The following is a 25,413-nucleotide window of genomic DNA, read 5'->3' on the forward strand; positions in this document are numbered from 1 at the left end:
ACTAGAAGCAGGTTTACCCCCTACTCCTTATCCAACTGCTCAAGCTGGTCTTTTAGATTTGGCGGCACGCCCTTGATAGTCAGGGTGTCATTAACCGGGTCGTAAATAACCCGCTCACCCAAGTGCTTGCGCTCAAAGCCAACGCTCACTCCACCACCCATGCCAGATAACTTCACCATGCCGGTTACGGTTTTCTTATCGATCGGGAATGACTCGGCCAAATCATAATTTTGCTGCTGATAAAAATCGTTAAAGCTGTTCTCATCATCCTTGCTGATAGCCTTACCAATTTCATCGATTTGAGCATCTTCGCCACTGCTTAAGCGGTCACTGCAATAATCAAAGACTTCGCGGCGACGTTCATCTTTTTCCGTCTTGTCTAAGCCTTGCTCGCTTAGGTAGTCTTCAACTGCGTTCAACATGGAGCGACTTTGTTGTTTCGGGTCGATACCTTCTTCACAGCCGAGGAAGTCCAAGAAGAAATCGGCAACCTTACGCCCGGCTCGACCTTTGATAAAGGAGATATAACGGTTATCGTCTGCCTGCGTGTCCCAGGCTGCTAAGTCGATGCGCGCCGCCAATTGCATGCGGGTGATATCCAGGTGACGGGAAGAGGCCAAGTCCAGCTCAGAGGTAATGCTGTAATGCTCTTTAATATTAATTAGGGCAATTAAAATATATTCCGTGGCAACATACTGATAATGACAAAACACCAGATAGCCGGTTTCATTAAAGGCATATTTATCAAGCTCTTCTTTTAATACCGTAGCGGCCTGCTCGGTGACTTGCCAAAAGCCAAGCTCATGATTACGGTAGCTTTGCATGGCACTTGCCACAACGCTGCTTTTGTCTGCACTGAAGGCACAAAAACCCTTGCCTGGCTTGCCGTTATAGGCGTGATGTAACTGCTCGATAAACACATTAACGCGCTCATTGATGGGCATTTCGTCATTGCGCAAGTGAATTTGGGTATTACCGTCGTCTTTATCGACGTAATGTACAACCAGCTTCTTAACCTCAGTGGTCATCTTTGTTTTTCACTCCTACGGTGTTAAAATACAAGGACATATATAAATCAGTAATGAACCACCGATGCCAGCGTTATCCAAATATACCAATGAAGAAGTAGAACAACTTGTCGACCAGCTTGTAGCTGTACTTGCCGAAAAAAAGGCACCGGTTGATTTAAGCCTGATGTGTCTGGGCAATACTATCACGCATATTATTAAAGAGCATGTGCCTGCGGCAAAAAGAGCTGCAGTGGCGCAAAACTTTGCTAATGCCCTAACGGATTCGTTGAAGTAACCAATGAACCTGACAACGCAAAATCAATTTTCTTCTCGAGTCAGTCAGTTACTGGCCTGGGGTCACTGGTTTACCCTGGCTAATATTGGTCTTGCGTTGTTGCTTAGCCTTGCCTATTTATTTGCCGATGCGCATCCAGCAACGGCTATCGGCACCTTTTATATGGTGGTGACCTGGTTAAGCCACACCGCCTTTATTACTTTTCTAGCCTTTGTGCTGACCATATTCCCGCTGTCCTTGGTTTTTCCCTATCCTCGGCATATTCGCGGCATGGCCTCGGTGCTGGCCACCATAGGCATGACCTTGCTGGCGGTGGATGCCTTTGTTTATTACAACCTGGGATATCACTTGAATTACAGTGCCTTAGGGGAAATTTTATCCCTGTTTTGGCGCAATGTAAGTAATACCCCAGCGTTGTCGACTCTGATGGTAAGTGCCTTTGTCATGTTGATTTTGGCCTATCAGCTGATCGTCAGTAATTATGCATGGCACCATCTGGGCGACCTCAAACGCCTGCGTATTGGTCGCACCATCACCACTGCATTAGTGGTGTGTTTTGCCCTTAGCCACAGCATTCATATTTGGGCCGACGCCGAACTAAAATTTGATATCACCAAGCAGGACAATATGTTGCCTCTGTCTTACCCGACTACGGCAAAATCCCTGCTGGCCAAAAATGACTTACTGGATCTGAAACGTTATGAGCAAGAGCGCTCGGTTAATGTCAATGCGCCCAATGTCAGCTTTGTGATGCCAGCGCAATTGCCAAGCTGTAACCTGGCGCTGGATGCCGCCGCAGTTGATATTCGCTTGTTTAGCACTCAGGCCGACTTAGCCCGCTTTACCCAGGCTAACCCGACACTACAACAGGTTGCCCCTATTTTGCACCCAACCAGCGCTGAAGACACTATATTCAATGCCCTCTATGGCTTGCCCAGCTATTACCGCCAAAGCATGAGCAAGGATCACATAGATCCGCTGTGGCGACGCACGCCTTTGACGCTGCAAACGAATCTAGCGCAATTTGATTTTATTCATGACGATGCCGACGCCCTGGTCACAGTCTCCCTTGATGAGCACACGCCGGTGCAAGACTCGCATACAGTCTTTGCCTTTACCCTTGCCAGCGAAAGCACAGAGCGCATCACGACAATTAATCAATTGTGGAGCTCAGACACGCGTTTGCAGGGTTTAGGTCATATAGTGCAACCCCAGGACATACTGGCCACAGTGCTTGCTGAACATTGGCAGTGCCCAGAGTTGGCAGCCAGTGCATTAATTGCCAATAATATGCTGGGTAATGACACTCAGCCCAATATCAATTACTCACAAGGGGTGTTTATCGCCCTGCGCAAAGACCGCATTACCCTGTTAAGCAGCGATGGCAGTTATAAACATATTTCCGCCAGCGAGGGCTTTAATGTCGACCAAGAACTTAATGTGCCTTTTTTAATTCAAGGCCTTAAGCAGCTCAAACGCTTTAACGCGCAATAAAACGGATAAAAAACAACCACCTTGCTTTAATACCTTTGGCTTACTTCCGTGACATTCAATTTTAGTTCATCTATATTGGGTAAGGAATGAGAACAATAATTAAGCGAGGTGAAATAGTGACTAGTAGATTAGCACTCCTAAGAAGTGTGTTAATACTTAGCGCGGCGCTGCCAGTTTTGGGTTATGCCAATACCACATATTTTAAGTGTCAAACGTCAGAAGGCACGGTATTTAGCCAGTTCCCTTGCGATAAAAATGCGAAGGAGCAAGAAGTAACACATACCAAGTCTCCTCAACGAGGCCCAAAAGAAGACTACAACAAGCAACTATCCGAGCTGGAAAAGGAAAATAAGCGCGACAGCATCAATATGCAAATTCGCAGCACCAAGCATAAGGTGGTGATGTTAAAGCGCGAGCGCAGTGCAAAAACCCTGGCCGAAGAACAACGCCTGGAGCGTCTGATGTCAGATGACGAGCGCAAGGCACTGAAAAAAGAGGTTCAGGTTAATATCAAGGACATTGAACGTCGCTATACTCAGCGCATTAAAGAAACCGAACAAAAGCTGGCAAGGTTAGAAAAGTCCCTGGCAAAATATCAATAACACTTGCAAAGACTTAGAACCATGGCTTAAGGTAGGTTAGAGTTTATACTCTAGAGGCTTTAACTGTGTATGCACAAGCAATAGCGCAACAAATTCTTAATGGGTTTTTCCATCACTATAAGTTGTTCCAATCGATCACGGCGCAAGCTCCCCAAGCCTTTGCCAAGCGTGATTGGGCGACCATGCGTCATATCGCTAGTTTGCGCATTAGCTATTATGATACCCGCGTTAATGAAACCGTCGACACTCTGGCCTGTGTGGTCAGTGATCCGGCGGACGATCCCCAGCTGTGGATAGACACCAAGGAATGCTATAAGCAGTTTTTAACCTTTCACCCTCAGGCAGAGCTCGCAGAAACCTTTTATAACTCGGTGTTTTGTCGTTTATTTGAACGCAAATACTACAATAACGACTTTATCTTCGTTCAGGCGACCCTGGCCGATGCCCCGGCGCTGCCGGTGGAGGCCGAATATCGCAGCTACTTTCCCGTGGTTGAAGGCCTTAAACCCACCATTCGCCAAATTATCACTCAGTTTGAGTTTGGTTGTGCCTTTGCCAATTTAGAGCGTGATATTCGCTTGTTATTAAAGGCTTTTATAAAACAAGCGCCAGACACCCATGTTAAAAGCCACCAAATGCGTTTTGACATACTGCAGGCCCCCTTTTATCGCGGCCAGGCCGCCTATATCGTCGGTCGTATAGTTTCATCAACTGGCTCCCAGCCCTTTATCATTGCGGTATTGCATAACAAAGACCGCGGCCTCTATATCGATGCCCTGCTCACGCGTTCATCACAAATGCGGGTGATCTTCGGCTTTGCCCGCGCTTATTTTATGGTGCAAACTCATGCGCCGTCGGCCTTGGTGCACTTTCTCAATCAACTCATGCCCGGCAAAACCAAGGCGGAACTCTATAACGCCATAGGTTTTCATAAGCAGGGCAAAACCGAATTCTACCGTGAGCTACTGGCACATATGCAGCATGCTCAGGAGCGCTTTGAGCTGGCCGCCGGTACTCCGGGCATGGTGATGATGGTTATCAACCTGCCATCTTTCCCTTACGTATTTAAAATAATCCGCGACCGCTTTGGCTCCAGTAAACCCTTTGGCAGACAAACCGTACTCGAGCGTTATCAACTGGTTAAGCGCCACGACAGGGTTGGCCGCATGGCCGATACCTGGGAGTATTCCGATGTGGCTCTGCCCCTGAGTTGCTTTAGCGATGAATTACTGCAGCAGTTGGAAAACAGCATTGCTAATTCCATGCGTATCGAAGGCGATATGCTGATCATCAAGCACCTCTATATCGAACGCCGTATGACGCCGCTAAACCTTTACCTGCAAGAGGTGAATGAGGAAAAAGCCGAGCACGCCATTATCGAATACGGTCAGGCACTTAAAGAAATGATCGCCGCCAATATCTTCCCCGGCGATATGCTGTTGAAAAACTTTGGCGTCACCAAGCATCAGCGTGTGGTCTTCTATGACTATGACGAAGTTCAATATCTTACAGATATGCAATTTCGCGAATTCGATTACAACGATGAGCACAGCATTTCGGTCGCCCCAAACGATGTGTTCCCGGCTCAGCTAACCACCTTTGTGTTACCTAACCCTACTCATAAAGAAATATTTATGCGTCATCATGGCGAGCTGACTGAAGCCGCCTATTGGCAGCAGGCACAGCAAAAAATTGTTCGCGGCGAATATAAACAGGTTTATCCTTATCCCAAAGAACAGCGATTTATACACCTTTGGTAGCCTATTCTGCTACCCAAGAATAAGCTAGACTAACTATAAATATAATAAATGGCATAGCGGAATGAACATAAACAAAATTGATTTAAATCTTCTCGTTTATCTCGATACCTTATTGCGCGAGTGTAATGTCACCAAGGCAGCCAATCAGCTCAGCATTACTCAGCCGGCCATGAGTAATGGCCTTAAACGCCTACGTAACCTGTTGAACGACCCCCTATTGGTGCGCACCAGTGAGGGCATGGTCCCCACAGAGCGCGCCTTAGAGCTGCAACCTGTGATCCGCGGGGTGCTGATGACCCTGGAGGAAACCTTAGCCCCTAACCGTGACTTTGAGCCCGCCAGCAGTAAGCGCGTATTTCGCATTATGGCCAGTGACTATGCCGCCAGCACCTTGGCTCCACGCCTGTTAAGTAAACTCCATGCCGAAGCACCGGATACCACCTTGGATATTCTTACGCCAAGCGACGTTAACTTCCACGACGTTGAAAACGGCAAGGTGGACATGGCCCTCAACCGTTTTGAGAAACTGCCTCAGTCTTTCCACCACAAACGTATTTGGAAAGACAGCTTCTGCTGTCTGGTTAAATCCGATAACCCCATTTTAGAGCGCTTTAATTTAGAAAGTTATTTGCAGGCCAGACATATCTGGGTGAGTAAAACAGGTTTCGGCGTGGGTGTGGGTATGGATCCCAAGGACGTACAAAAACTCGGCTGGGTTGACGAAGCCCTGGCACACTTTGGTAAACACAGGGATATTGCCACTTTCACTCGTAATTACCACGTAGCCATTCACCTGGCTAAAGAGCTAAACCTGGTGGCCACCTTGCCCTCTAAGGCGGCAAAAATATACAAAGACGATCCGGGGCTCACCATTTTAGAGCCGCCCTTCCCCATTCCGCCATTCGAGCTCGACATGATTTGGTCGCCGCTGCTGCATAGGGATGTGAGCCATATCTGGTTACGACAAAAAGTGGCAGAAGTGGCGCAGGAGTTAGCGTAAATCGGATGCAAATATAAAAGAGCCCCGCGACATAGCTGGGCTTTTTGTTTCAAAGGACAAGGTCGATTAGAGATACTTATCAATATTGATTTTGCGACTGTTAGCGTTCGCCTGCTTAACCGCGTCTAACATGGCATCTAGCTGCTCTCGCACAAACACACGACCGTTTAGAATAACCGTATCTATGCTGCGAGTGTTGCCAATATCTGTAAGTGGGTTTTGATTGAGTATTAGCAAGTCGGCACGTCGGCCAGGTTCAATAATACCGGCATTACTCTTCATCAATTCCGCTGGAACTCTGGTTGCGGTTGCCAGCGTTTGCGCCGGGTTCATGCCGCCTAAATTTAGCGATCTTAGTTCGTCATGCAGTGAGAAGCCAGGTACCACCAGGTTGCCTCCCGCGTCCGTGCCCGCAACTATCTTAACGCCACGACGAACCATGGCTTTTAATAAAATATGGTGCGCTTTCTCCCGCGCTTGCCAGAAAGTATCGCTCTTTTTGTAAGCCTCCTCCGACGCATCATTCACAGCTTCGAACTGATTATAGCCGGGTAACCAGCCCACTTTATATTCGCCGCCGTCTTTGGTGCCTTCAACTAGGCCTGGGTTGGCGTATTCCATATGCACTTCTTTTAATGCCTCCTCAAGATTGCTGAACTGATCGTGGATGCTTTCCATAAACCATAAGACGGAACTTACTGTGATGTCATTCGCCAATAAGTCGTCAATAATCTCGTCGGCACGGGCTTCTACATGGGCATAGAAGGCCTCGCTGCCTTGCTTATTGATAGAACCAAACTCTCTGATCAGCACCCGCACAATTTCCTCAAGGTGAGCGACCTCCCTTTGTTGGGTGACCGCCAATTCCGAGAGCTCAAAGGTCAAAGGAAAATGACCCGTGGTTGGCACTCCCAATTCGGTGGCTAGTTTATTCACGGCACGGTAGGTCGGCATATCTAGGTGGTAGATTTTAATGGCGTCATATCCTTGCTCGGCAAACTCTTTGACCATGCTTTTAGCATGCTCAACATCATGGGTATTTTTATGGAATGTAATAAACTCCCAAAATGCGCCCTCAAGCAGCCCCATTGAGTCGATGGGTGGGGAAGACACAAAGAGCCTAGGGCCAACGCGACCTTGGTCAATCTCTTCACGCAATTGTAAACGCTCGGCTGGGCCTCCCAAATCACGAATATGGGTGACGCCATTGGCAACGTAAAGCAATAAATCGTTGGGGCTCTTTAGAAGATGGGCATGTGAATCCACCAAGCCGGGAATAAGATATTTACCCTGGCCAGGTATGACCATAGCACCTGCGGGAATTGAGCCCTCGGTGGTCACAGAGAGAATCTCTCCCTTATCCAGGACCACAGTGCGATTGGGTAGCATGGTTTGGCCGTCAGGTGAGAGCACGCTGACATCCGTAATTACGGTTAACTGCCTGGGCGATGCAAAGGCGCGATGATCGACGACCTGAGTATGGGCGCCATAAATAAAATTAACGCCATTTTTAAACCAAGCGAGATAAGCGGCTGCGACAATGCTGACGCCAATAAAGAGACCAAAAAGCCATTTTAAAAGAGTTTTAAACATGGGGTATTTCCATCTGTTGTTGATGGAGTAATTTCAGCACACAGGTGAATCAAAAGCGTCCAGCCTTATAATATCAGACGTCCAATATGTTGTTTTTACACCTTTTTAGGCGCTATATCCGATCTAGCCGATAGAGCACTACTGGCATCGATACGCACTTGGCGTCAGCCCCGTAAGCTTTTTGAAGATGGCATTAAAACTGCTTTTTGAAGAAAACCCCGCATCCATAGCCAAATCAATTAATTTACGTTCGCTTTTTTGGTCGAGTTGCTCGCATACCTCGGCCACCCGGTATTCGTTAATAAATTGATTAAAATTTTTGCCGCCGGCTTGATTCAAGGTCTCTGACAATTGGTGCACACTCACACCAACCTGCTGTGCAAGTGTGGACAAGGTCAATTCGCTGTTCCGATAGAGGGCCTGGTTTTTGACTTCATCTTGAACCAATTTCAGTATGCTTGAACGCGTATCTGGATCCAATACACCATCAGCAGAGGCTTTAGCACCGGAATCCTTTGGCTGCTCCAGTTGTGTTGTTAGTTGCCGAATATGAAAGAGACTTGGGTTACGCCACTGGACTACTGCAACAAAATAAACCATTAAAACCAGGAGGCAATCGGCAAGCAGATTGACGATAGGTGCCGAGTTAATAAAGTAAAACAACAGCTTTAAACTCCATATCCCGGCCATAAAGGCCACCAGGCTCCAAATCCACTTAAAAATATCTGGGCTATAAGAGGAGAGCGTTTGTTTAGCCTTGGCCTGGTAGCGACTGACCATGGTTATCAACAGCGCTAAATAGACGCCCACTTGTCCGTAAAAAACAATTTTTGTCAGAGTATGCTTGATAAGCGTGGTGTCGGGTACGGTGACAAAACTCAACGCCTTGTCGCCAGAAAACAGGATGTCGTAATTGAGCAGGTAGCATATTGCCAAGGGAAAAAGATGAAGAATATCACTGGCCTTAAGCGGCGCACCGGTAATGGCTGTTCGGCAATACAAATAGGTAAGAGCCCCATAACAAGCGGGTAGAAACACCAACCAAGCTATCAACCAAGTAAATTGACTTTCTCCTGCATCCACGATTAGTGGCAAAGCAAAAGTAGTAGCTATAAACAAGCACTGGATAGCCAATAACTTACTGGCGTAGTTAACCCGTTTGTCACTCACTAATAAGGTAAACAACAAAAAGCCCTGAAACCCGCCAATGGCCAGTATTACAGTCTGAGTTTGCGACATTGTTATTTTTATTTTATGTCTGGTTAGATAAGGGCATAAGTCTATCTATTAACCGAACTTATGTCGATTTGTATCGGCTTATAAGTGTTGAGGTGAGGAGTGAATTCACCACTAGTGAACGAACAGCCCAAGGCAATGCCGCAGGGCCGAAGCTTGCGACCGTACGCCGAAAAGCAAAAAACCAGCCGAAGCTGGTTTTTTATCATAATGCATGGCGGAGAGGAGTGAGTTCACCACTAGTGAACGAACAGTCCAAGGCAACGCCGCAGGGCCGAAGCTTGCGACCGTACGCCGAAAACGGTCAACCCGGGAGGGATTAACTTGCCTACATCCTGTAGGCAACCCTGTGGGGCCTACGCGGCTCAAAATGCTCGCGGCATTTAGGTGCGCTCATATTTCCCTATATTCGCCCCTTCGGGTGCTTCGCAGCACAAAACGCTCCCGGCATTTTGTCGAACTAGGGTTCTCATCAAGGCCTCCCTAACTCAGCCTTTGAGGTTAAAACGAAAAAGCCCAGCATAAAGCTGGGCTCTTTTGTTTTAATGCATGGCGGAGAGGGAGGGATTCGAACCCTCGATACGCTATTAACGTATACACGAGTTCCAGTCGTGCGCCTTCGGCCACTCAGCCACCTCTCCGCACTTTAACTGGGCTGCCGCAGCAGCGCCGCTTATACTAAGCAAAGGCTTTGTTTGTTGCAAGGTGTTTTTTACAAAACCAAATCAATTGCTTAGTAATCCGCCATTAGCGTGCCATGGCGGCGGTGAAATCAAGCATGCGATTAAGTGAGCGTAAGGCGCCCTCACGCAGCTCCATGTCCACAAACACTTCTTTACCGCTTGGGTCAATCAGTGCTTCTTCAATGGCTTTTAAGCCGTTCATGGCCATCCAAGGGCAATGTGCGCAGCTTTTACAGGTAGCACCCTCGCCCGCAGTCGGTGCTTCAAAGAACTCCTTCTCTGGGCACAGTTGCTGCATCTTATAAAAAATACCGCGATCGGTGGCGACGATAAACTTCTGGTTATCCATTTCCTGCGCCGCTTTAATCAACTGGCTGGTTGAACCAACCGCATCGGCCAGCTCAACAATCTCGGCTGGAGACTCTGGGTGAACCAGAACCGCCGCATCCGGGTGCAAAGCTTTCATATCTTGCAGCGCTTTAGTTTTAAACTCGTCGTGAACGATACAGGCGCCATTCCACATGATCATATCGGCACCGGTTTGCTTTTGAATATAGCTGCCAAGGTGCTTATCCGGACCCCAGATAATTTTTTCGCCTTCACTATCAAGGTGCTCAACAATTTCCAACGCACATGATGAGGTAACAATCCAATCCGCACGGGCCTTAACCGCAGTCGAAGTATTGGCGTACACCACTACTTTACGATCCGGGTGCTGATCACAAAACGCGCTAAAGGCATCGATGGGACAACCCACATCCAGCGAACAGGTCGCCTCCAGAGTTGGCATGACCACGGTTTTATTCGGCGTCAGGATCTTAGCCGTTTCACCCATAAAGCGAACGCCGGCAACAATAATCATATCTGCTTGCTCTTGACGTGCGCCAAAACGAGCCATCTCTAACGAGTCGGCAACACAGCCACCGGTTTCTTCCGCGAGCGCCTGAATTTCAGGGTCGGTATAGTAGTGCGCGACTAATACGGCATTCTTCTCTTTCAGCAATTGCTTAATACGCTCTTTATAGGCGAGCTTTTCTGCATCGGAAAGAGGAGCTGGCTTAGGAGGAAAAATATAGTCCTCTGGCATGATCTGTTGGCTAATACCCATACTGATAAAACTATTCTAGGTTACGAAATACTAGGGCAATTATACGAAACTATGACGATAAAAAGAAGCTATGCGCTAGGGTTCGAGAAGATAGTTAGTAACTAGTTAGTTTAAAAGGGAATAAAGAAAGTGGTGGGTCATGATGGATTCGAACCATCGACCAATGGATTAAAAGTCCACTGCTCTACCAGCTGAGCTAATGACCCGCTCTGGTGTAATGAGCCAATAAGATGTCGGCACATTAAGTGCTATTCATAATAGCAGGGGGAGATTGAATGGTGGGTCATGATGGATTCGAACCATCGACCAATGGATTAAAAGTCCACTGCTCTACCAGCTGAGCTAATGACCCGCCCGGGTTGTTAAGTTGTTTAAGGCGTTATGATTAACGTCAACAAGTTAACAGTATTGATTCTAAAGTGGTGGGTCATGATGGATTCGAACCATCGACCAATGGATTAAAAGTCCACTGCTCTACCAGCTGAGCTAATGACCCAACATTAGAATCTATTTAGCAATTGGTGGGTCATGATGGACTTGAACCATCGACCAATGGATTAAAAGTCCACTGCTCTACCAACTGAGCTAATGACCCAACGCTGTGCTAAGTATTACATAAAGTGGTGGGTCATGATGGATTCGAACCATCGACCAATGGATTAAAAGTCCACTGCTCTACCAGCTGAGCTAATGACCCACTTTATGTAATTTGCCGCAGAAAACTTCCTGAGTGGTTATCCCCTGCTGCGGGCGCTTATAATACTTATTTAAAATCCAAGTGCAATACAAATACTCGGTTTTTTTTAGTTTTTCCTTTTAGTTGCCTAATTTTAGACCGCTTTAGCTACAAAGCAGTCTAAAACATTGCAACTGGCAAAATTCGGCTACAACTTGCTAACACGTTCGGCGGCAAGTTTCGCAGCCGTGGTATTAGGGTATTGAGTGATAACCTCATTAAACAACTGCTTAGCTTTGGCCAGCTGACCTTGCTGTTGTTCTAGGGTGCCAAGTTTAAGGAGTGCGTCCGGGCGCTTGCTAGAATCACTGAACTGATTCACTACGGTCTCAAAATGAGACTTGGCACCGGCTGTATCGCCCTTGATAGTCAACAATTGCCCCAACCAGTAATGAGCGTTAGCCGCATACACGGAATTTGGGTAGCTTTGTAAAAAAGACTGGAATTCAGGAATAGCGGCATCATAGCGCTTATCCTGCATAATCAGTTTCACCGCTTTATCGTACGCTTCGTTTTCCGATAGGTCGGTGCTGACCGCCGTGGTGCTTAAGCCAGTGTCAGGCTGCGGCATTGGCACTTGTGATGACTCGTAGCTCGGCTGCTGCGTATAAGCGGCACTCACACGGTTCTCAATCTCTTGATAAAGCTCACGTTGACGTTGCAACACCTTCTCGAGCTTGTAGCTATGCTCTTCGGTAATGCCACGTAGCTGGCTCACTTCATCCTGTAACATATCGAGCTGCTGCTGCAGATTGGCTTGCATAATGTTGCGCGATTGCATCATTTGCTCAAGTCGGCTTAAGCGCTGCTCAATACTTGATTCGCTGGCAGTGGCCTCAGAAACAGGAGCGGGAGCAGCCCAAACATGGGTGCTCCCGCTCATGAGTAAGGCTGCCAAAATAAGTTTCGGCTTCATCATTACTCTACTGATTTTAGTATACTAATACCGCACGGCGGTTTTGAGCAAACGCTTCTTCGTTGCGTGCTTTGATCATTGGCTTTTCTTCGCCATAGCTCACAACTGACATTTGGTTTGCGCTAACGCCAAGGCTTAGAAGGTATTTTTCTACCGACTGACCACGGCTCTCACCCAGGGCGATGTTGTACTCAGGCGTACCACGCTCATCGGCGTGACCTTCGATAAGTACTTTAACTGATGGGTTTTGGATTAGGAATTGAGCGTGCGCTTGAAGTAGCTCAGCATACTTGCTTTGGATCGTTGCACGGTCAAAGTCGAAGTGGATAACTTGTTGCTGGCGAAGTTCTTCAAACTTTTTACGTAGTTTTTCTTCTGCAGTTTCTACGCGCTCAACAGTTTCAACTTCTACAGTATCAGTTACTTGGGTTTCAACTTGGTTAGTCTCGTTGGCTTGGCCTTCATCTAGGTTAGATGAAGAGCTACAGGCCGCTAGTGTCATTACTGGCACTGCAACAAGCAGGCTTTTTAACAGTTTATTCAGTTGCATTGAGTAGATTCCTATTATGATTTAGTGAAACCATCACCTGATTTTCAATTTTTCTTAATATAGTGCGATAGTCGCACAAACATCAAGTTTATACGACTAAAGCTGACTGCACCCTTAGCGAGTTACAAAAATGGCGACCATGCCGGCGACTTAACCTGACCGTCGAGCACAGGTAAACGCGCTTTAAAACGACCATCCATCGACACCAAAGCCAATACATTTTTATTGTTATGCATGGTGCTGTATATAATCATTGAGCCATTGGGCGCAACGCTTGGTGATTCATCCAAGCGAGTTCGAGTCAACACATGGAAGTTCCCGTTATCAAGATCCTTCTTAGCAATATGATATTGACCTAAAGTACGGTTAACCATGACCAAATGTTTCCCATCCGGGGTCACCGAACCATTCAGGTTCATATCGCCGTCGAAAGTCACACGCTGTACTCGACCCGAGTCTAAATTTAACTTATAAATCTGGGCATTACCACCTCTTTCAGAGGTAAACATTAGGTCTTTACCATTGGGATGCCAAGTTGGCTCCGTGTCTATGCTACGGTGGCGTGTTAAGCGGCGTTCCTGCTTAGTAATTAAGTCGTATAAATACAATTCCGTGGCGCCGGTACGGTCTTTTGACAGTACCATGGCCAGCTTAGTGCCATCGGGTGAAAACTGCGGCGCACCATTGATACCTGGGTGAGAAGTGACCAACTGACGCTGGCCTGAGTAGATATCCTGAATAAAGATCTGACTCTGACGGTTCTCAAAAGTTACATAAGCCAGCTTATTGCCATCCGGCGACCATGAAGGCGACATCAGCGGCTCTTTAGAGCGCAATAACACCTGCTCGTTAAAACCGTCGTAATCGGCAACCACTAGCTGATATGGTTTCTCGTCCTGCTCACGCACTATGATGTAAGCAATTTTTGTTAAAAAGGCGCCGCGCTCACCGGTCAAGGCCTCATACACCACATCACTGATGCGGTGGCCATAGCGACGGAAGCTCGATGCCGAAATCACGGTTTCGCGGGCATCCAGCACATGGTCTTCACTGTTCACCAACTGACCATTGTTCAATACTCGGGTTTGACCGCCAGTGATCTGACCGCGTAACACATCGATCAGCTCAAAGCTGACCAGGTAACGACCCGCTGATTGCTGCTCAACCGTGCCCACAACTATGGCTTCTACACCACGCTGTGCCCAGGCACCATAATCTACATCTGCATCCGAGCTCGGGCGCTGCGGCATATCGATATTGGCAACTGGCTTAAATTTACCGCTGCGGCGCAAGTCCGCAGCAACCACTTCGCTGATTCGCATGGGCATTTCGCCTGTGCCTTTATAGGCGAAGGGCACCACAGCGATGGGGCGAGCGCTGTCGACCCCTTCGGTGATCACAATTTCCAGCGCGGCCTGAGCCCACATACTCATGCTCGCCAGTAAAGACACTGCCACCATGCGGCATAATCTAATCATAAAAGTCCCCTAAAACTCTGGTTTAACCGTTAAGTTAATATTTTTTAATTCTTCAAATACGTCGCGATCTTTAGATACCGGCAGCGTATCGGCGCGGCGCACGGCACGTACTGCGGCCTCACATACTTGTCTGTCACCACCAAGCGAATTTACGCTGGTCACCAGGCCATTAAAGGCCAATTTAATATTGAGGCGACACTCTTTACCGCGGAAGCTATCATCAAGCAGCAGGTTCTGCTGAATACGCTGACCGATTAAGGCGCGATATTTGTCGACTTCAGATAGTACCTGCTGACGGCGGGCTTTAGCACGCACCGCTTGCTCGGCGGCCATCTGCTCTTGCAACATTTGCTCTTGCAGTGCCTTCTGCCTTGCTTCTTCAGCCTTACGCTTGGCTTCCGCCTCTTTACGTTTGCGCTCTTCTTCGGCTTTGCGTGCCGCTTCTTCTTCCTTGCGACGTTTCTCCGCTGCGGCCTTGGCAGCCTTCTCTGCCTTTTCCTTTTCTAACTGAGCTTTCTTCGCTTTATCGCGTTCTTTACGCTCAATTTCTCTGGCTTTTTTCGCTTCGGCTTCGGCTTTTTTACGCTCTTCTTCCTTGGCTTTGCGTTCCTGCTCTAGCTTTTTAATGCGATTAGCTTCTTCCTGACGCTGACGCTTGGCCAGCTCAGCGCGTTTTTCCAGTTCGCGAATGCGTTTTTGCTCAGCCCGTTTCTTATCTTCTTCCTGCTTACGCAGCTCGTCGATACGCTTTTCCACCTGCTTTTGATCCACGGCCACCGCATCCACGGCTTTTTGCGGCGTGTCTTCATTGCTCGGCGCATTCAAGGTCACAGTGATCACCTCGGGCGTTGACGGGCGCAAGTAATTGACGCCAACGAGTATGGCAATCATCAGCACATGCAAACCGGCAGAGATCAGAAGAGGTATTTTAAACTGCTGCATATTAATCCTCGAACGACTCCGTCATCAGACCCACCTCGTTCACTCCACTTTGTCTTAGTATGTCCATAAGACGGAGTACCTCTTGATAACTGACCTGGCCGGAACCCTTGATCATCACAGGTGTTTTCGGGCTTTTTTCCAGTTGCATTTGAATTATCGCTACAACTTGAGCCGCTTCTAAAGCCTCTTCCGGGTCAGGGTTAGCACTGACATAGTATTTACCGTCGGCATCGATAGAGGCAATGATAGGCGGTTCACCCTTGGTATCCACCAATTCCGACTGCTCCATTTTCGGCAGTTCAACCTTGACGCCATGGGTGATCAGGGGCGCGGTGGCCATAAAGATAATTAACAGCACCAACATCACGTCGATGTAAGGAACGACGTTGATCTCCGAGACCGGACGACGCTTCTTACGCTGATACATGGCTTTTCACCTCATGAGTCAGAGTCTGGCGATGTAGGATATTGGCAAACTCTTCCATAAAGTTACCGTAATAAGATTCGATTTTTTCCATCTTGGTAGCAAAACGGTTGTAGGCGATAACCGCAGGAATAGCCGCGAATAGACCCATGGCCGTTGCAATCAGAGCCTCGGCAATACCCGGGGCAACCATTTGCAAGGTCGCTTGTTTTACTTCACCCAAGGCGATAAAGGCGTTCATGATGCCCCATACGGTACCGAATAGACCGATATAAGGACTGATAGAACCGATAGTGGCTAAGAAAGACAGGCTGTTTTCTAGCTTTTCAATCTCACGAGAAAGGGCAACACGCATGGCACGATGTGGACCATCAATTCCCATCGCAGCGGCAGAGAGATTGTTTTTCTTGGCGCGGGCAAATTCTTTAAAACCCGACGTGAAAATGGCTTCGATACCTTCACTTTGGGTACCGCGAGCAGAGATTTCGTTATACAGCTTAGAAAGGTCAACGCCAGACCAAAAACGGGATTCAAACTTTTTCGCATTCGTTAAGGCGTTGCTAAGTATTTTGCGACGCTGAATGATAATGGCCCAAGAAAGCACCGACAGGGCAACCAGGGTAAGCATCACCAGCTGCACTAAAAAGCTGGCTTTTAAAATAAGATCAATAAAGTTTAATCCTGAATCCACGTATTTTCTCCTAAGGCGCGTATATTGCAATTAACTGTATCCGCGCTCAATACAGCGTACGACACACAATGAACCCTAGTGTACCCAGTCATAATTGCGCTGACAATGACCTTGCCATGAATTGCCGCCTAGCGCCGATAAATCGCCGCAGGCTGTGGTTAACAGGCAGATACACAGATATCTTATTGGGCTCTTTTACATGCGAAAAAGTTCCAAAAAAACAGATTTTATGCGAATTATTCGCATAAGCTGTCATTTTGCCGATGTACCACAAGTTAAAAAATAGTAATTCTAATAGAACAAAAAAAGCACAAAAATAATAATAGCCTTATATTTCAACATACAAAGCTAATAGCCTTACGCTTATTGCGCAAAATATCATCATGAAGATTTTATTCGGTATTAGTTTTTTTTATCCGAAAAAATAATTTTTCTAGTTTGAAGAAAATCTGCTACCGCTTTATTATTCTCCCTGTACTGAGCTAGCGCAACCAACTATGGCTCTATTGCACAGTTCATGAGGTGGTTTCTGATTCCCCACCTCACACCATCGGCTGTTTCATCCTACTATTGAGCAGCTGGTGTGTTCCTCGGATTTACTTCCTTCAACTTGTTGTTTTGCCCGCTTTATTAGCGGGCTTTTTTTTTGCCTGAATCAAGCTCAGTCACAGACCCTAATCGGTGCAGCCTTAATCCGCTGTGAATCGGCTGTCGTATGACAAGCAATTGGCTGTCTGTTGTCGGCCGGTGCTTAGCGTCGACAAGGTGCCAATAGTGCACTTTTGTCGGGATGAATCCCGACCTACAGAGGTATTCCGGGCATAAAAAAGCCGAGCTTATGGCTCGGCTAATTAGTGCTCGGCTAATAAAATGCGATTTTACACACCCTGAGTTAGGTCGCCTTATGCAGACCAAAGTGAGCATAGGCATGATCAGAGACAATACGCCCTCTTGGCGTACGTTGAATAAAGCCTTGTTGGATCAGATAAGGCTCAATCACATCTTCAATGGTTTCTTTTTCTTCGCCTATGGCGGCGGCGAGGTTGTCCAAACCAACCGGCCCACCCATAAACTTCTCGATGATCGCCAGTAAATACTTACGATCCATGTAATCAAAACCGCTTTTATCAACATCCACCATATCCAGAGCCTGGGCGGCAATATCGACACATACGCTGCCATCGCCTTTCACCTCGGCAAAGTCACGAACGCGGCGCAACAAGCGATTGGCAATACGCGGCGTGCCCCGCGAACGTTTAGCAACCTCGTATGCACCCTGCTCGTCTATGCTCAAACCAAGATGAGTTGCAGAGCGCTTAACTATGGATGCCAGATCATCGACATTATAAAACTCCAGGCGCTGGACAATACCGAAACGGTCGCGCAGCGGTGAGGTTAAAGAGCCAGCCCGAGTCGTTGCACCGATAAGGGTAAAGGGCGGTAAATCTAACTTGATTGAGCGCGCTGCCGGCCCCTCGCCTATCATGATATCGAGTTGATAGTCTTCCATGGCCGGGTAGAGAATTTCTTCCACATGCGGGCTCATGCGATGGATTTCATCGATAAAGAGCACATCATGGGCTTCTAAATTTGTTAGCAAGGCCGCCAAATCGCCGGCCTTTTCTAATACCGGGCCTGAAGTGGTTTTAATACTCACCTCCAGCTCGTTGGCGACTATGTTCGCCAAAGTGGTTTTACCCAAGCCCGGCGGACCGAAGATAAGCAGGTGATCCAAGGCCTCACTGCGAGAGCGTGCCGCCTCGATAAAGATATCCATTTGCTGTTTTACATGAGGCTGACCATGATAGTCCGCCAGCAGCTTAGGTCGTATGGCTCTATCGACCACGTCTTCATTGCCCTGCTGCTGGGGCTCAATTAGTCTATCCGCTTCTATCATTCACTTATCTCTGTTACAGCATCGCCCTAAGCGCTTGCTTGATCATTTGCTCCGAGGTCATGGCCTCCTGGGCAACGGCTTTCACCGCTTTTGTTGCCTGGCTATTCTTATAACCCAAGGCTTCCAGGGCAGCAATAGCATCGTCTGTGGCATTGGCGGCTACTAAGGTATCACCACCTGCACCGCTAAGGGGCGCCGCATCCGTATATGGCGTGAATAAATCCGGCCCCCAGTCTTTGAGTCTGTCTTTCATTTCCAGCACCAGACGCTCGGCGGTTTTCTTGCCCACCCCAGGCAATTTCACTAAGGTGCTGGCATCGCCATGATGGACACAGCGGATAAACTGCTCCGCCGACATGCCAGAGAGAATGCCAAGGCCAAGTTTAGGACCCACACCATTGGCTTTTAGCAGCTCTCGAAACAGAGCGCGCTCGCTTTTGGTGTTAAAACCGAATAGAAGCTGGGCATCTTCACGCACCACAAAATGAGTAAACAGGGTGACGTCTTCGCCGCACTCAGGCAAGGCGTAAAAACAGCTCATGGGCAAGCTGATTTCATAGCCGACACCGGCCACATCCACCAGCACTTCTGGAGGCTGTTTTTCGACTAATTGTCCGCGAATTCTTCCTATCATATTCACCTCAAACGACCACGCACGGTTTTGCGCGCTTGGCCGGCTAATTTAATCAGGTTTTGTTGTGAGTGACCATGACACATGGCAATGGCCAAGGCATCGGCGGCATCCGCCTGGGGCGTCGCCGGCAGCTTTAAAATATGCTTAACCATATGTTGAACTTGTGCTTTTTCTGCCGAGCCCTTACCCACCACGGCTTGTTTTACCTGGCGCGCGGAATACTCATGTACGCCCAGCTCTGCCATGGTGGCGGCAACGATAGCGGCACCGCGAGCCTGACCAAGCTTGAGTGCCGAGTCCGGGTTATGGGCCATAAAGACCTGCTCAATGGCAAAGGCGTCGGGGTTAAACTGTTCGATCAACTGGGTGACACCTTGGTAGATCATTTTTAAGCGCGTTGGAAACGCGTTCTCCCCAAGCTTAATACAGCCGCTGCCCAGATAGACAAAGCGCTGTCCTTGCTGGCGCACCACGCCGTAACCGGTGAATCGCGAGCCAGGGTCAATCCCCAAAATAATACTCACCCAGAAACCTTATTCTTGTTATTGCACCAAACAATGGTAACTGTATGGATGACCAGTGTAAAGGCGAGGCACAAGAAAAAAGCGGCCTAAGCCGCTTTTAAGATTGAACTCTGTGTCTGAGCGAGCGGATTACTCACCCTGCTCCGCTGTCGCACTTGCTTTAGGTGCAATGGCGATACCCAGCTCTTTAAGCGCATCCGGGTTGGCACCGCTTGGCGCATCCGTCATCAAGCATGAAGCCTGAGTAGTTTTCGGGAAGGCGATTACGTCACGAATGTTGTCCGTGCCACATAGCAGCATTACCAGACGGTCAAGACCAAAGGCCAGACCCGCATGTGGAGGCGTACCGTACTTCAAGGCATCCAGTAAGAAGCCGAACTTCTCTTGTTGCTCCTGCTCTTCAATACCCAAGATGCGGAAAGCTGTTTCTTGCATGGCGCTGTTGTGAATACGTACCGAGCCACCACCGACTTCGTAGCCGTTTAAGACCATGTCATAGGCATCGGATAAGGTGCCTGCCGGGTTGGCTTCCAGCTCTTCTGGGCTTACGCCTTTTGGTGCCGTGAACGGGTGGTGTACCGCGTGCAGGTTACCTTCGTCGTCTTCTTCAAACATTGGGAAGTCAACAACCCAAAGCGGTGCCCACTTGCTTAAATCTGTTAGCTCAAGGTCTAAACCGATTTTCAAGCGTAGTGCACCCATGGCTTCGTTAACCACGTTGCGGCTGTCGGCACCAAATAGAATGATGTCGCCAGATTGCGCATTGGTGCGCTCTAGCAAGGCAGTGATCACTTCTTCACTTAGGAATTTAGCGATCGGTGATTGCACGCCTTCAACACCGGCGTCGCGGTCGTTAACCTTCATCCAGGCCAGACCTTTTGCACCATAGATGCCGATAAACTTAGTGTAATCATCGATTTGTTTGCGTGATAACTCAGCACCGCCTGGTACGGTAAGTACAGCTACACGGCCTTTTTCATCGTTGGCCGGGCCTGAGAATACTTTAAACTCAACGTCTTTCACTAAGTCGGCAACGTCGATAAGTTCCATCGGGTTACGTAAGTCCGGCTTATCCGAACCGAAGCGACGCATGGCTTCTTCGTGACCCATCACAGGGAATTCGCCAAGATCAACGTTCAGTAGCTCTTGCCACATATCACGAATTAGTTTTTCGGTGATAGCACGAACCTGATCTGACGTCATAAACGAGGTTTCGATATCGATCTGGGTGAATTCAGGCTGACGGTCGGCACGTAAGTCTTCATCACGGAAACATTTCACGATTTGATAATAACGGTCGAAACCAGACATCATCAGCAACTGTTTAAATAACTGCGGCGACTGTGGCAAGGCGTAGAAGCTGCCGTGGTGTACGCGGCTAGGTACCAAGTAGTCACGAGCACCCTCTGGTGTCGCCTTGGTCAATACCGGAGTTTCGATATCAAGGAAGTCGTTGCTGTCTAAGAAACGACGTACAAAGCTTGAAGCCTTGGCGCGCAGTTTAATGCGATCGCTCATCTCAAGACGACGCAGGTCAAGATAACGGTATTTAAGACGACGCTCTTCCGAGTTTTGCTGGTTAAAGTCCAGCGGTAAGGCTTCGGCACGGTTGATGATTTCAAGCGCGGTGCCAAGAATTTCAACTTCACCTGTGGCCATATCTTTATTTACTTGGCTTTCGGGGCGAGCACGCACCACACCTTTGATCTGGACACAGAATTCTTGACGAATTTTGTTGGCAATATCCATTAACCCTTCTACTTCAGGGTCAAACACCACCTGCACCAGGCCTTCGCGGTCACGCACATCGACAAAGATCAAACCGCCTAGATCACGGCGTTTGTTGATCCAACCACAAAGAGTAACCTCTTGGTCGACATGGCTTTTATTCAAGTGTCCGCAATATATAGAGCGCATAATATTCCTGTTTTAATTGTAAGCGCGTGAGCTAAATGCACGCAGTGGCCAAATAAATTGCGTCAATTATATAAAAACGGCGGTCAATGTCACGAAGCAAACTACGGCTTGGCTATTTATTCACCACCTTGAAGACCCAAGCTATGGTAGCATTTGCGTATCAGAGCAAATAAAGACAAGAGCAAAAGCACAGATGTTGTATTTGGGTTGCCCACAATGGGCCAATAACGCCTGGAAAGGCAGTCTTTTTACGTCCGACTGTCAAAACGCCCAGATGCTGGCACAATATGCCCAGGTGTTTAACTCGGTGGAAGGGAACACCACCTTTTATGCCGATCCCAAGACTGAGACAGTACAGCGCTGGCATGAGGCCACCGGCGATGACTTTCGCTTTACCTTTAAGTTTCCCAAGCGTTTTAGCCACGACCTGGCGCTGCAATGTGATAAACAGGCGGTACATACCTGGTTGAAGTTAATGTCACCCTTGCTGGAAAAAACCGGATCCCTGATGTTGCAACTGCCCGCCAGTTTTGCCCCCATGCACCAGAGTCGCTTACAACACTTTATGGCACAGATACCCGCCGATATTGGCCGCAGCATAGAAGTCAGGCATCCTGAATTTTTCACCAAAGGGGATGGCGAGAAACAGCTTAATCGCTACTGTTTCGAGCAGGGCATAGATCGTGTGTGCATGGATACCCGGACGCTGTTTGCCGCCAAGCCTTATAACGACGCCATTATTGATGCTCAGCAAAAGAAGCCCCACCTCCCCGTGCATGCTATTGCTTTGGGCCAGCGTCCTATCGTGCGTTTTGTTATCGCCGCCATGGGGGATGAATATCAAAGCTACTATCAACCTTGGCTCAAAAAGATTAAGCAATGGCTGGATGAAGGCCGTGAGCCCTATGTGTTTTTGCACACCGCGGACAATCATGGCGCACCCTTATTAGCACGACAGTTTGCTCAAGATTTAAAAGCCCACTGCGGTTATCATCATAGAGCTGTCGACCCCTTTGCCGGCGAATACAACCAGCAAAGCAGTTTCTTTTAGTCTCTCGAGGCTCACCGCTATAAACCGAGGTTTTCCATAAAGTCATCATCGATATCCTGCTCTACGTCTTGCGCTTGCTTGGCCTTGGCGCGGGTATTAGTTGCGCTCTTATCCAAGTCGGCTGCTTCACGTGTATCCAAGTCTTCATTGATATCAAAATCACGCAGCTTAAAAAACTCGGTTTTTTCCATCGCCATTTCAAGATAGAAGATATGCTGACTTTGGGTGGTAAAGGTGACCCGTCGCGCCTGCGGTCTGTCTGAGGTAGTATCGACGGAGATCTGCACCTGCTTATTAATAGCCATCATTTTCGGCTGGTTTTGACTGATGGAAGTGTGCAGTTGTTCACGCACTTTTTTGCTAAAGTCGCCGACAATCTGATTCATCAACTCCCCGAGCACATTGGCCACATCATCGGATAAATGGCTTTTTGCCAGCTCACTCTGTGGCATACCCATGTTTCGCAGGTAATTGCCGTAAATTTCCAGCGCCGCCCCAGCGCTGAAGTTGGTCACCACTAAGGCGCTAAAACCGCCGTCAAACAGCACAAAACAGCCTAGGTCCGGGCGCATACAAGTGTGCGATATTTTCTGCACCATGGCGGAATAACCTATGCTATTGCCACTGGCGGACGATAAGACCTGAGTGACCGAATGACACAAGGTAGCGAGGATATCATCGGTGCTAATTACTTTGCTTTTGCTCATGCACAGTCTCACTTGCTGCTGTTAATGGCGCATTGCCGCGACTAACATATTGAATTAACGGCAAATAGGCTTGGTTTATTCGCGCTTTTTTATCATTGTTCCTGCTCTTATATCTCCTTGGCCAGCACACAGGGTTAATGCCCGTACATAATCGCCGACTAAAGCTGCCCACAAACAGCACAAAAATGATAAAATAACGTCATCGTTTCTAGCTAGAGCTTAGCAAAGTGTCAGCCAAAGACAGTATTTACGCCTCTGAACAACAAGTAAAAGACTTCACTTTTGACGCCAAGGTAGTGGAAGTATTCCCCGATATGATCGAGCGCTCGGTCCCCGGATACGCCACCATAGTCAGCACCCTGGGCAAACTTGCCGGTAAGTACGCGCAAAACAACAGTAACCTCTATGACTTAGGTTGCTCCTTGGGCGCCGTGACCCTGAGCATGCGCCGCAACCTGAACCAAACCGGCTGTGAGATCATTGCCATCGACAATTCCGCAGCCATGGTTGAACGTTGCCGTTTACACCTTGAAGGCTTTCGCTCCACGGTACCGGTCAAGGTTGAGTTGGGCGATATCTTAGACGCCAAATTAGAAAATGCTTCTGTAGTGGCAATGAACTTCACCTTACAGTTTATCGAGCCGAAAAAACGCCAGGCGCTATTAAGCCGTATCTACAACGCCCTTAAGCCCGGCGGCGTTTTACTGTTGAGCGAAAAGCTGCGTGGTGAAAATCAAATCGTCGACGACCTGTTGATCGATCTGCACCACGACTTTAAGCGCGCCAACGGCTATTCCGAGCTGGAGATCAGCCAAAAGCGTACCGCCATCGAGAATGTGATGCGCACCGACACCCTGAGCACACACCTCACCCGCCTTAATGAGATTGGCTTCAGCCAAACCCAGGTGTGGTATCAATGCTTTAACTTTTGCTCCATGGTCGCAATTAAATAAACGGAACAACTATGAATCAGTGGTTTAACGAATTTTATCGCCATATTGCCTGCACCGAGCTCAGCCATTGGCTCAATACCTTGCCGGCGCAACTACAACACTGGCAAGACGAAGCCCGCCATGGCGATATGCCGAAATGGCAAAAAGTACTCAATAACCTGCCTGAATTGAACGCCTCAGAAGTGAATATTCAAACTCAGGTGCAAGTAGGTACCAGCGAGGATATTAACGAAGGCCAGCGCAAGCAGCTTATCCATTTATTGCAGCGTTTTATGCCCTGGCGTAAAGGTCCCTTCTCTTTGTTCGGCATTGATATTGATACCGAATGGCGCAGCGACTGGAAATGGGATCGAGTTTTACCTCATATCAGCCCACTGCATGGGCGCAAGGTGCTGGATATCGGCTGTGGCTCGGGTTATCACCTATGGCGTATGCGCGGCGAAGGTGCCGAGCTGGTAGTCGGCATTGACCCAAGCGATTTATTCCTTTGTCAGTTCCAAACCATTAAGCACTATAACCCAGACCCAGCGGTACACCTGCTGCCGTTAGGGGTGGAACAACTGCCGGAACTCAAAGCCTTTGATACCGTGTTTTCCATGGGCGTGCTGTATCACCGCCGTTCGCCCATCGACTTCCTGGCCCAGTTGCGCGCTCAGTTGCGCAAAGGCGGCGAACTGGTGTTAGAAACCCTGGTTATTGAGGGCGATATCAATACAGTTCTGGTACCCGAGGACAGATATGCGAAAATGCGTAATGTCTGGTATATCCCCAGCACAGAAGCCCTGATGCTGTGGATGCGCCGTGTTGGCTTTAAGGATATTCGCGTCGTCGACACCGACCAAACCTCGCTCAACGAGCAGCGCCGCACCGAATGGATGGAAAATGAATCTCTGGCCGATTTCCTAGACCCTAATGATCCAAACAAGACTATTGAGGGCTATCCGGCACCATTAAGAGCCGTTATTGTGGCCACTGCATAAACAAGGACAAAGGTCCTCCTTTTCCTAGCTAAGCCGCGGCATTTGCTGTAAAATGCCCGGCGTTTAGAGGGCCTGTTTATCTTTGTGGTTTACTTTATGTTCAATCTAAACGCATTCTGGTGAATATAATCACTGATTTATCTGGTTAAATTCATCCATGAAGCTTGGTTACATCGCGCATCCATGCGCTCACCTCGCTAAGCTGCGAAGCATTGCTTCGGTCTTGCTCGCC

23 protein-coding genes and 6 tRNA genes are annotated in these 25,413 nt (G+C 48.3%); 8 read left to right on the top strand and 21 right to left on the bottom strand.

Annotated elements, in window-relative coordinates; genetic code table 11:
• Window positions 1–20: 20 nt before the first annotated feature.
• Window positions 21–1,028: a nucleoid-associated protein YejK gene (gene yejK, locus C2M35_RS02905; protein WP_105215450.1), complete on the bottom strand. Its 1,008-nt coding sequence runs from the start codon at window positions 1,026–1,028 to the stop codon at window positions 21–23.
• A 64-nt stretch (window positions 1,029–1,092) separates the two neighbouring features.
• Between yejK and C2M35_RS02910 the strand changes: the two genes are divergently transcribed.
• The 5 genes from C2M35_RS02910 to C2M35_RS02930 all read left to right on the top strand — a co-directional run bounded on the left by C2M35_RS02910 (window position 1,093) and on the right by C2M35_RS02930 (window position 6,161).
• Complete coding sequence (locus C2M35_RS02910) at window positions 1,093–1,305, top strand: DUF1414 domain-containing protein (RefSeq protein ID WP_105215452.1); 213 nt, start codon at window positions 1,093–1,095, stop codon at window positions 1,303–1,305.
• Window positions 1,306–1,308: 3 nt separating this feature from the next.
• Window positions 1,309–2,799: a DUF3413 domain-containing protein gene (locus C2M35_RS02915; RefSeq protein WP_105264566.1), complete on the top strand. Its 1,491-nt coding sequence runs from the start codon at window positions 1,309–1,311 to the stop codon at window positions 2,797–2,799.
• 116 nt (window positions 2,800–2,915) lie between these two features.
• Window positions 2,916–3,401 carry a DUF4124 domain-containing protein gene (locus tag C2M35_RS02920; protein ID WP_158677897.1) on the top strand — a complete coding sequence of 162 codons (486 nt, stop codon included), beginning with the start codon at window positions 2,916–2,918 and terminating at the stop codon, window positions 3,399–3,401.
• A 65-nt stretch (window positions 3,402–3,466) separates the two neighbouring features.
• Complete coding sequence (aceK, locus tag C2M35_RS02925) at window positions 3,467–5,161, top strand: bifunctional isocitrate dehydrogenase kinase/phosphatase (RefSeq protein ID WP_105264567.1); 1,695 nt, start codon at window positions 3,467–3,469, stop codon at window positions 5,159–5,161.
• 61 nt (window positions 5,162–5,222) lie between these two features.
• Window positions 5,223–6,161 (top strand): LysR family transcriptional regulator, encoded by a 939-nt coding sequence (locus C2M35_RS02930; RefSeq protein ID WP_105200481.1) that lies wholly within the window; start codon window positions 5,223–5,225, stop codon window positions 6,159–6,161.
• A 66-nt stretch (window positions 6,162–6,227) separates the two neighbouring features.
• Here C2M35_RS02930 and C2M35_RS02935 read toward each other — a convergent pair whose 3' ends face one another.
• The 19 genes from C2M35_RS02935 to aspS form a co-directional block, all read right to left on the bottom strand.
• On the bottom strand, window positions 6,228–7,754 hold the full coding sequence (locus C2M35_RS02935) for an amidohydrolase family protein (protein ID WP_105264568.1): 1,527 nt from the start codon (window positions 7,752–7,754) through the stop codon (window positions 6,228–6,230).
• A gap of 138 nt (window positions 7,755–7,892) precedes the next feature.
• Window positions 7,893–8,993 carry a helix-turn-helix domain-containing protein gene (locus C2M35_RS02940; RefSeq protein ID WP_105264569.1) on the bottom strand — a complete coding sequence of 367 codons (1,101 nt, stop codon included), beginning with the start codon at window positions 8,991–8,993 and terminating at the stop codon, window positions 7,893–7,895.
• A gap of 547 nt (window positions 8,994–9,540) precedes the next feature.
• Window positions 9,541–9,631 (bottom strand) — tRNA-Ser (locus C2M35_RS02945).
• Window positions 9,632–9,737: 106 nt separating this feature from the next.
• On the bottom strand, window positions 9,738–10,781 hold the full coding sequence (nadA, locus tag C2M35_RS02950) for a quinolinate synthase NadA (protein WP_105200489.1): 1,044 nt from the start codon (window positions 10,779–10,781) through the stop codon (window positions 9,738–9,740).
• Window positions 10,782–10,911: 130 nt separating this feature from the next.
• A tRNA-Lys gene (locus C2M35_RS02955) sits at window positions 10,912–10,987 on the bottom strand.
• A 70-nt stretch (window positions 10,988–11,057) separates the two neighbouring features.
• Window positions 11,058–11,133: transfer RNA gene (locus tag C2M35_RS02960), tRNA-Lys, on the bottom strand.
• 68 nt (window positions 11,134–11,201) lie between these two features.
• A tRNA-Lys gene (locus C2M35_RS02965) sits at window positions 11,202–11,277 on the bottom strand.
• A 23-nt stretch (window positions 11,278–11,300) separates the two neighbouring features.
• A tRNA-Lys gene (locus tag C2M35_RS02970) sits at window positions 11,301–11,376 on the bottom strand.
• A gap of 26 nt (window positions 11,377–11,402) precedes the next feature.
• Window positions 11,403–11,478, bottom strand: a tRNA-Lys gene (locus tag C2M35_RS02975).
• A 187-nt stretch (window positions 11,479–11,665) separates the two neighbouring features.
• The gene (ybgF, locus tag C2M35_RS02980; protein ID WP_105215486.1) at window positions 11,666–12,433 is read right to left on the bottom strand and encodes a tol-pal system protein YbgF; all 768 of its coding nucleotides are present in this window, start codon (window positions 12,431–12,433) and stop codon (window positions 11,666–11,668) included.
• Window positions 12,434–12,449: 16 nt separating this feature from the next.
• Window positions 12,450–12,983 (bottom strand): peptidoglycan-associated lipoprotein Pal, encoded by a 534-nt coding sequence (pal, locus tag C2M35_RS02985; protein ID WP_105200491.1) that lies wholly within the window; start codon window positions 12,981–12,983, stop codon window positions 12,450–12,452.
• 122 nt (window positions 12,984–13,105) lie between these two features.
• Entirely contained in the window at window positions 13,106–14,461 is a 1,356-nt protein-coding gene (gene tolB / locus C2M35_RS02990; RefSeq protein WP_105200492.1) for a Tol-Pal system beta propeller repeat protein TolB, read from the bottom strand.
• 9 nt (window positions 14,462–14,470) lie between these two features.
• Window positions 14,471–15,403 (bottom strand): cell envelope integrity protein TolA, encoded by a 933-nt coding sequence (tolA, locus tag C2M35_RS02995; RefSeq protein ID WP_105200493.1) that lies wholly within the window; start codon window positions 15,401–15,403, stop codon window positions 14,471–14,473.
• A gap of 1 nt (window position 15,404) precedes the next feature.
• Entirely contained in the window at window positions 15,405–15,830 is a 426-nt protein-coding gene (gene tolR, locus C2M35_RS03000; RefSeq protein WP_105258402.1) for a protein TolR, read from the bottom strand.
• A complete protein-coding gene (gene tolQ, locus C2M35_RS03005; protein ID WP_105200495.1) occupies window positions 15,817–16,518 on the bottom strand; it encodes a protein TolQ in 702 nt (233 codons plus the stop codon). Before tolQ ends, tolR begins: the two co-directional genes overlap by 14 nt.
• Before the next feature lie 892 nt (window positions 16,519–17,410).
• A complete protein-coding gene (ruvB, locus tag C2M35_RS03010) occupies window positions 17,411–18,415 on the bottom strand; it encodes a Holliday junction branch migration DNA helicase RuvB (protein ID WP_105264570.1) in 1,005 nt (334 codons plus the stop codon).
• A 13-nt stretch (window positions 18,416–18,428) separates the two neighbouring features.
• Complete coding sequence (gene ruvA / locus C2M35_RS03015) at window positions 18,429–19,049, bottom strand: Holliday junction branch migration protein RuvA (protein ID WP_105215488.1); 621 nt, start codon at window positions 19,047–19,049, stop codon at window positions 18,429–18,431.
• A gap of 2 nt (window positions 19,050–19,051) precedes the next feature.
• Window positions 19,052–19,573 carry a crossover junction endodeoxyribonuclease RuvC gene (ruvC, locus tag C2M35_RS03020; protein ID WP_105200498.1) on the bottom strand — a complete coding sequence of 174 codons (522 nt, stop codon included), beginning with the start codon at window positions 19,571–19,573 and terminating at the stop codon, window positions 19,052–19,054.
• A gap of 129 nt (window positions 19,574–19,702) precedes the next feature.
• Window positions 19,703–21,490, bottom strand: a complete 1,788-nt coding sequence (gene aspS, locus C2M35_RS03025) for an aspartate--tRNA ligase (RefSeq protein ID WP_105264571.1) — start codon at window positions 21,488–21,490, stop codon at window positions 19,703–19,705.
• 193 nt (window positions 21,491–21,683) lie between these two features.
• On the opposite strand from aspS, the gene C2M35_RS03030 reads away from it, so the two are divergent.
• Window positions 21,684–22,541: a DUF72 domain-containing protein gene (locus tag C2M35_RS03030; RefSeq protein ID WP_105264572.1), complete on the top strand. Its 858-nt coding sequence runs from the start codon at window positions 21,684–21,686 to the stop codon at window positions 22,539–22,541.
• A 17-nt stretch (window positions 22,542–22,558) separates the two neighbouring features.
• Here C2M35_RS03030 and C2M35_RS03035 read toward each other — a convergent pair whose 3' ends face one another.
• Window positions 22,559–23,248 carry a DUF3334 family protein gene (locus tag C2M35_RS03035; protein WP_105264573.1) on the bottom strand — a complete coding sequence of 230 codons (690 nt, stop codon included), beginning with the start codon at window positions 23,246–23,248 and terminating at the stop codon, window positions 22,559–22,561.
• A 227-nt stretch (window positions 23,249–23,475) separates the two neighbouring features.
• Here C2M35_RS03035 and cmoA point away from each other — a divergent pair, with 227 nt between their 5' ends.
• Window positions 23,476–24,201 carry a carboxy-S-adenosyl-L-methionine synthase CmoA gene (gene cmoA / locus C2M35_RS03040; protein ID WP_105264574.1) on the top strand — a complete coding sequence of 242 codons (726 nt, stop codon included), beginning with the start codon at window positions 23,476–23,478 and terminating at the stop codon, window positions 24,199–24,201.
• A gap of 11 nt (window positions 24,202–24,212) precedes the next feature.
• Window positions 24,213–25,181 carry a tRNA 5-methoxyuridine(34)/uridine 5-oxyacetic acid(34) synthase CmoB gene (gene cmoB / locus C2M35_RS03045; protein ID WP_105258399.1) on the top strand — a complete coding sequence of 323 codons (969 nt, stop codon included), beginning with the start codon at window positions 24,213–24,215 and terminating at the stop codon, window positions 25,179–25,181.
• Window positions 25,182–25,413: the final 232 nt, after the last annotated feature.

The organism is Pseudoalteromonas sp. T1lg76, assembly GCF_002964725.1.
Taxonomy (GTDB): domain Bacteria; phylum Pseudomonadota; class Gammaproteobacteria; order Enterobacterales; family Alteromonadaceae; genus Pseudoalteromonas.

Excerpts from the sequence above, each read along its gene's own strand:
- C2M35_RS02935 (WP_105264568.1), bottom strand. The coding sequence starts at position 7,754 with ATGTTTAAAACTCTTTTAAAATGGCTTTTTGGTCTCTTTATTGGCGTC.
- ruvA (WP_105215488.1), bottom strand. The coding sequence starts at position 19,049 with ATGATAGGAAGAATTCGCGGACAATTAGTCGAAAAACAGCCTCCAGAA.
- tolR (WP_105258402.1), bottom strand. The coding sequence starts at position 15,830 with ATGTATCAGCGTAAGAAGCGTCGTCCGGTCTCGGAGATCAACGTCGTT.
- nadA (WP_105200489.1), bottom strand. The coding sequence starts at position 10,781 with ATGGGTATTAGCCAACAGATCATGCCAGAGGACTATATTTTTCCTCCT.
- ruvB (WP_105264570.1), bottom strand. The coding sequence starts at position 18,415 with ATGATAGAAGCGGATAGACTAATTGAGCCCCAGCAGCAGGGCAATGAA.
- ybgF (WP_105215486.1), bottom strand. The coding sequence starts at position 12,433 with ATGAAGCCGAAACTTATTTTGGCAGCCTTACTCATGAGCGGGAGCACC.
- yejK (WP_105215450.1), bottom strand. The coding sequence starts at position 1,028 with ATGACCACTGAGGTTAAGAAGCTGGTTGTACATTACGTCGATAAAGAC.
- C2M35_RS02910 (WP_105215452.1), top strand. The coding sequence starts at position 1,093 with ATGCCAGCGTTATCCAAATATACCAATGAAGAAGTAGAACAACTTGTC.
- pal (WP_105200491.1), bottom strand. The coding sequence starts at position 12,983 with ATGCAACTGAATAAACTGTTAAAAAGCCTGCTTGTTGCAGTGCCAGTA.
- C2M35_RS02930 (WP_105200481.1), top strand. The coding sequence starts at position 5,223 with ATGAACATAAACAAAATTGATTTAAATCTTCTCGTTTATCTCGATACC.
- tolA (WP_105200493.1), bottom strand. The coding sequence starts at position 15,403 with ATGCAGCAGTTTAAAATACCTCTTCTGATCTCTGCCGGTTTGCATGTG.
- cmoB (WP_105258399.1), top strand. The coding sequence starts at position 24,213 with ATGAATCAGTGGTTTAACGAATTTTATCGCCATATTGCCTGCACCGAG.
- aspS (WP_105264571.1), bottom strand. The coding sequence starts at position 21,490 with ATGCGCTCTATATATTGCGGACACTTGAATAAAAGCCATGTCGACCAA.
- C2M35_RS02915 (WP_105264566.1), top strand. The coding sequence starts at position 1,309 with ATGAACCTGACAACGCAAAATCAATTTTCTTCTCGAGTCAGTCAGTTA.
- C2M35_RS02940 (WP_105264569.1), bottom strand. The coding sequence starts at position 8,993 with ATGTCGCAAACTCAGACTGTAATACTGGCCATTGGCGGGTTTCAGGGC.
- C2M35_RS03035 (WP_105264573.1), bottom strand. The coding sequence starts at position 23,248 with ATGAGCAAAAGCAAAGTAATTAGCACCGATGATATCCTCGCTACCTTG.
- tolB (WP_105200492.1), bottom strand. The coding sequence starts at position 14,461 with ATGATTAGATTATGCCGCATGGTGGCAGTGTCTTTACTGGCGAGCATG.
- C2M35_RS03030 (WP_105264572.1), top strand. The coding sequence starts at position 21,684 with ATGTTGTATTTGGGTTGCCCACAATGGGCCAATAACGCCTGGAAAGGC.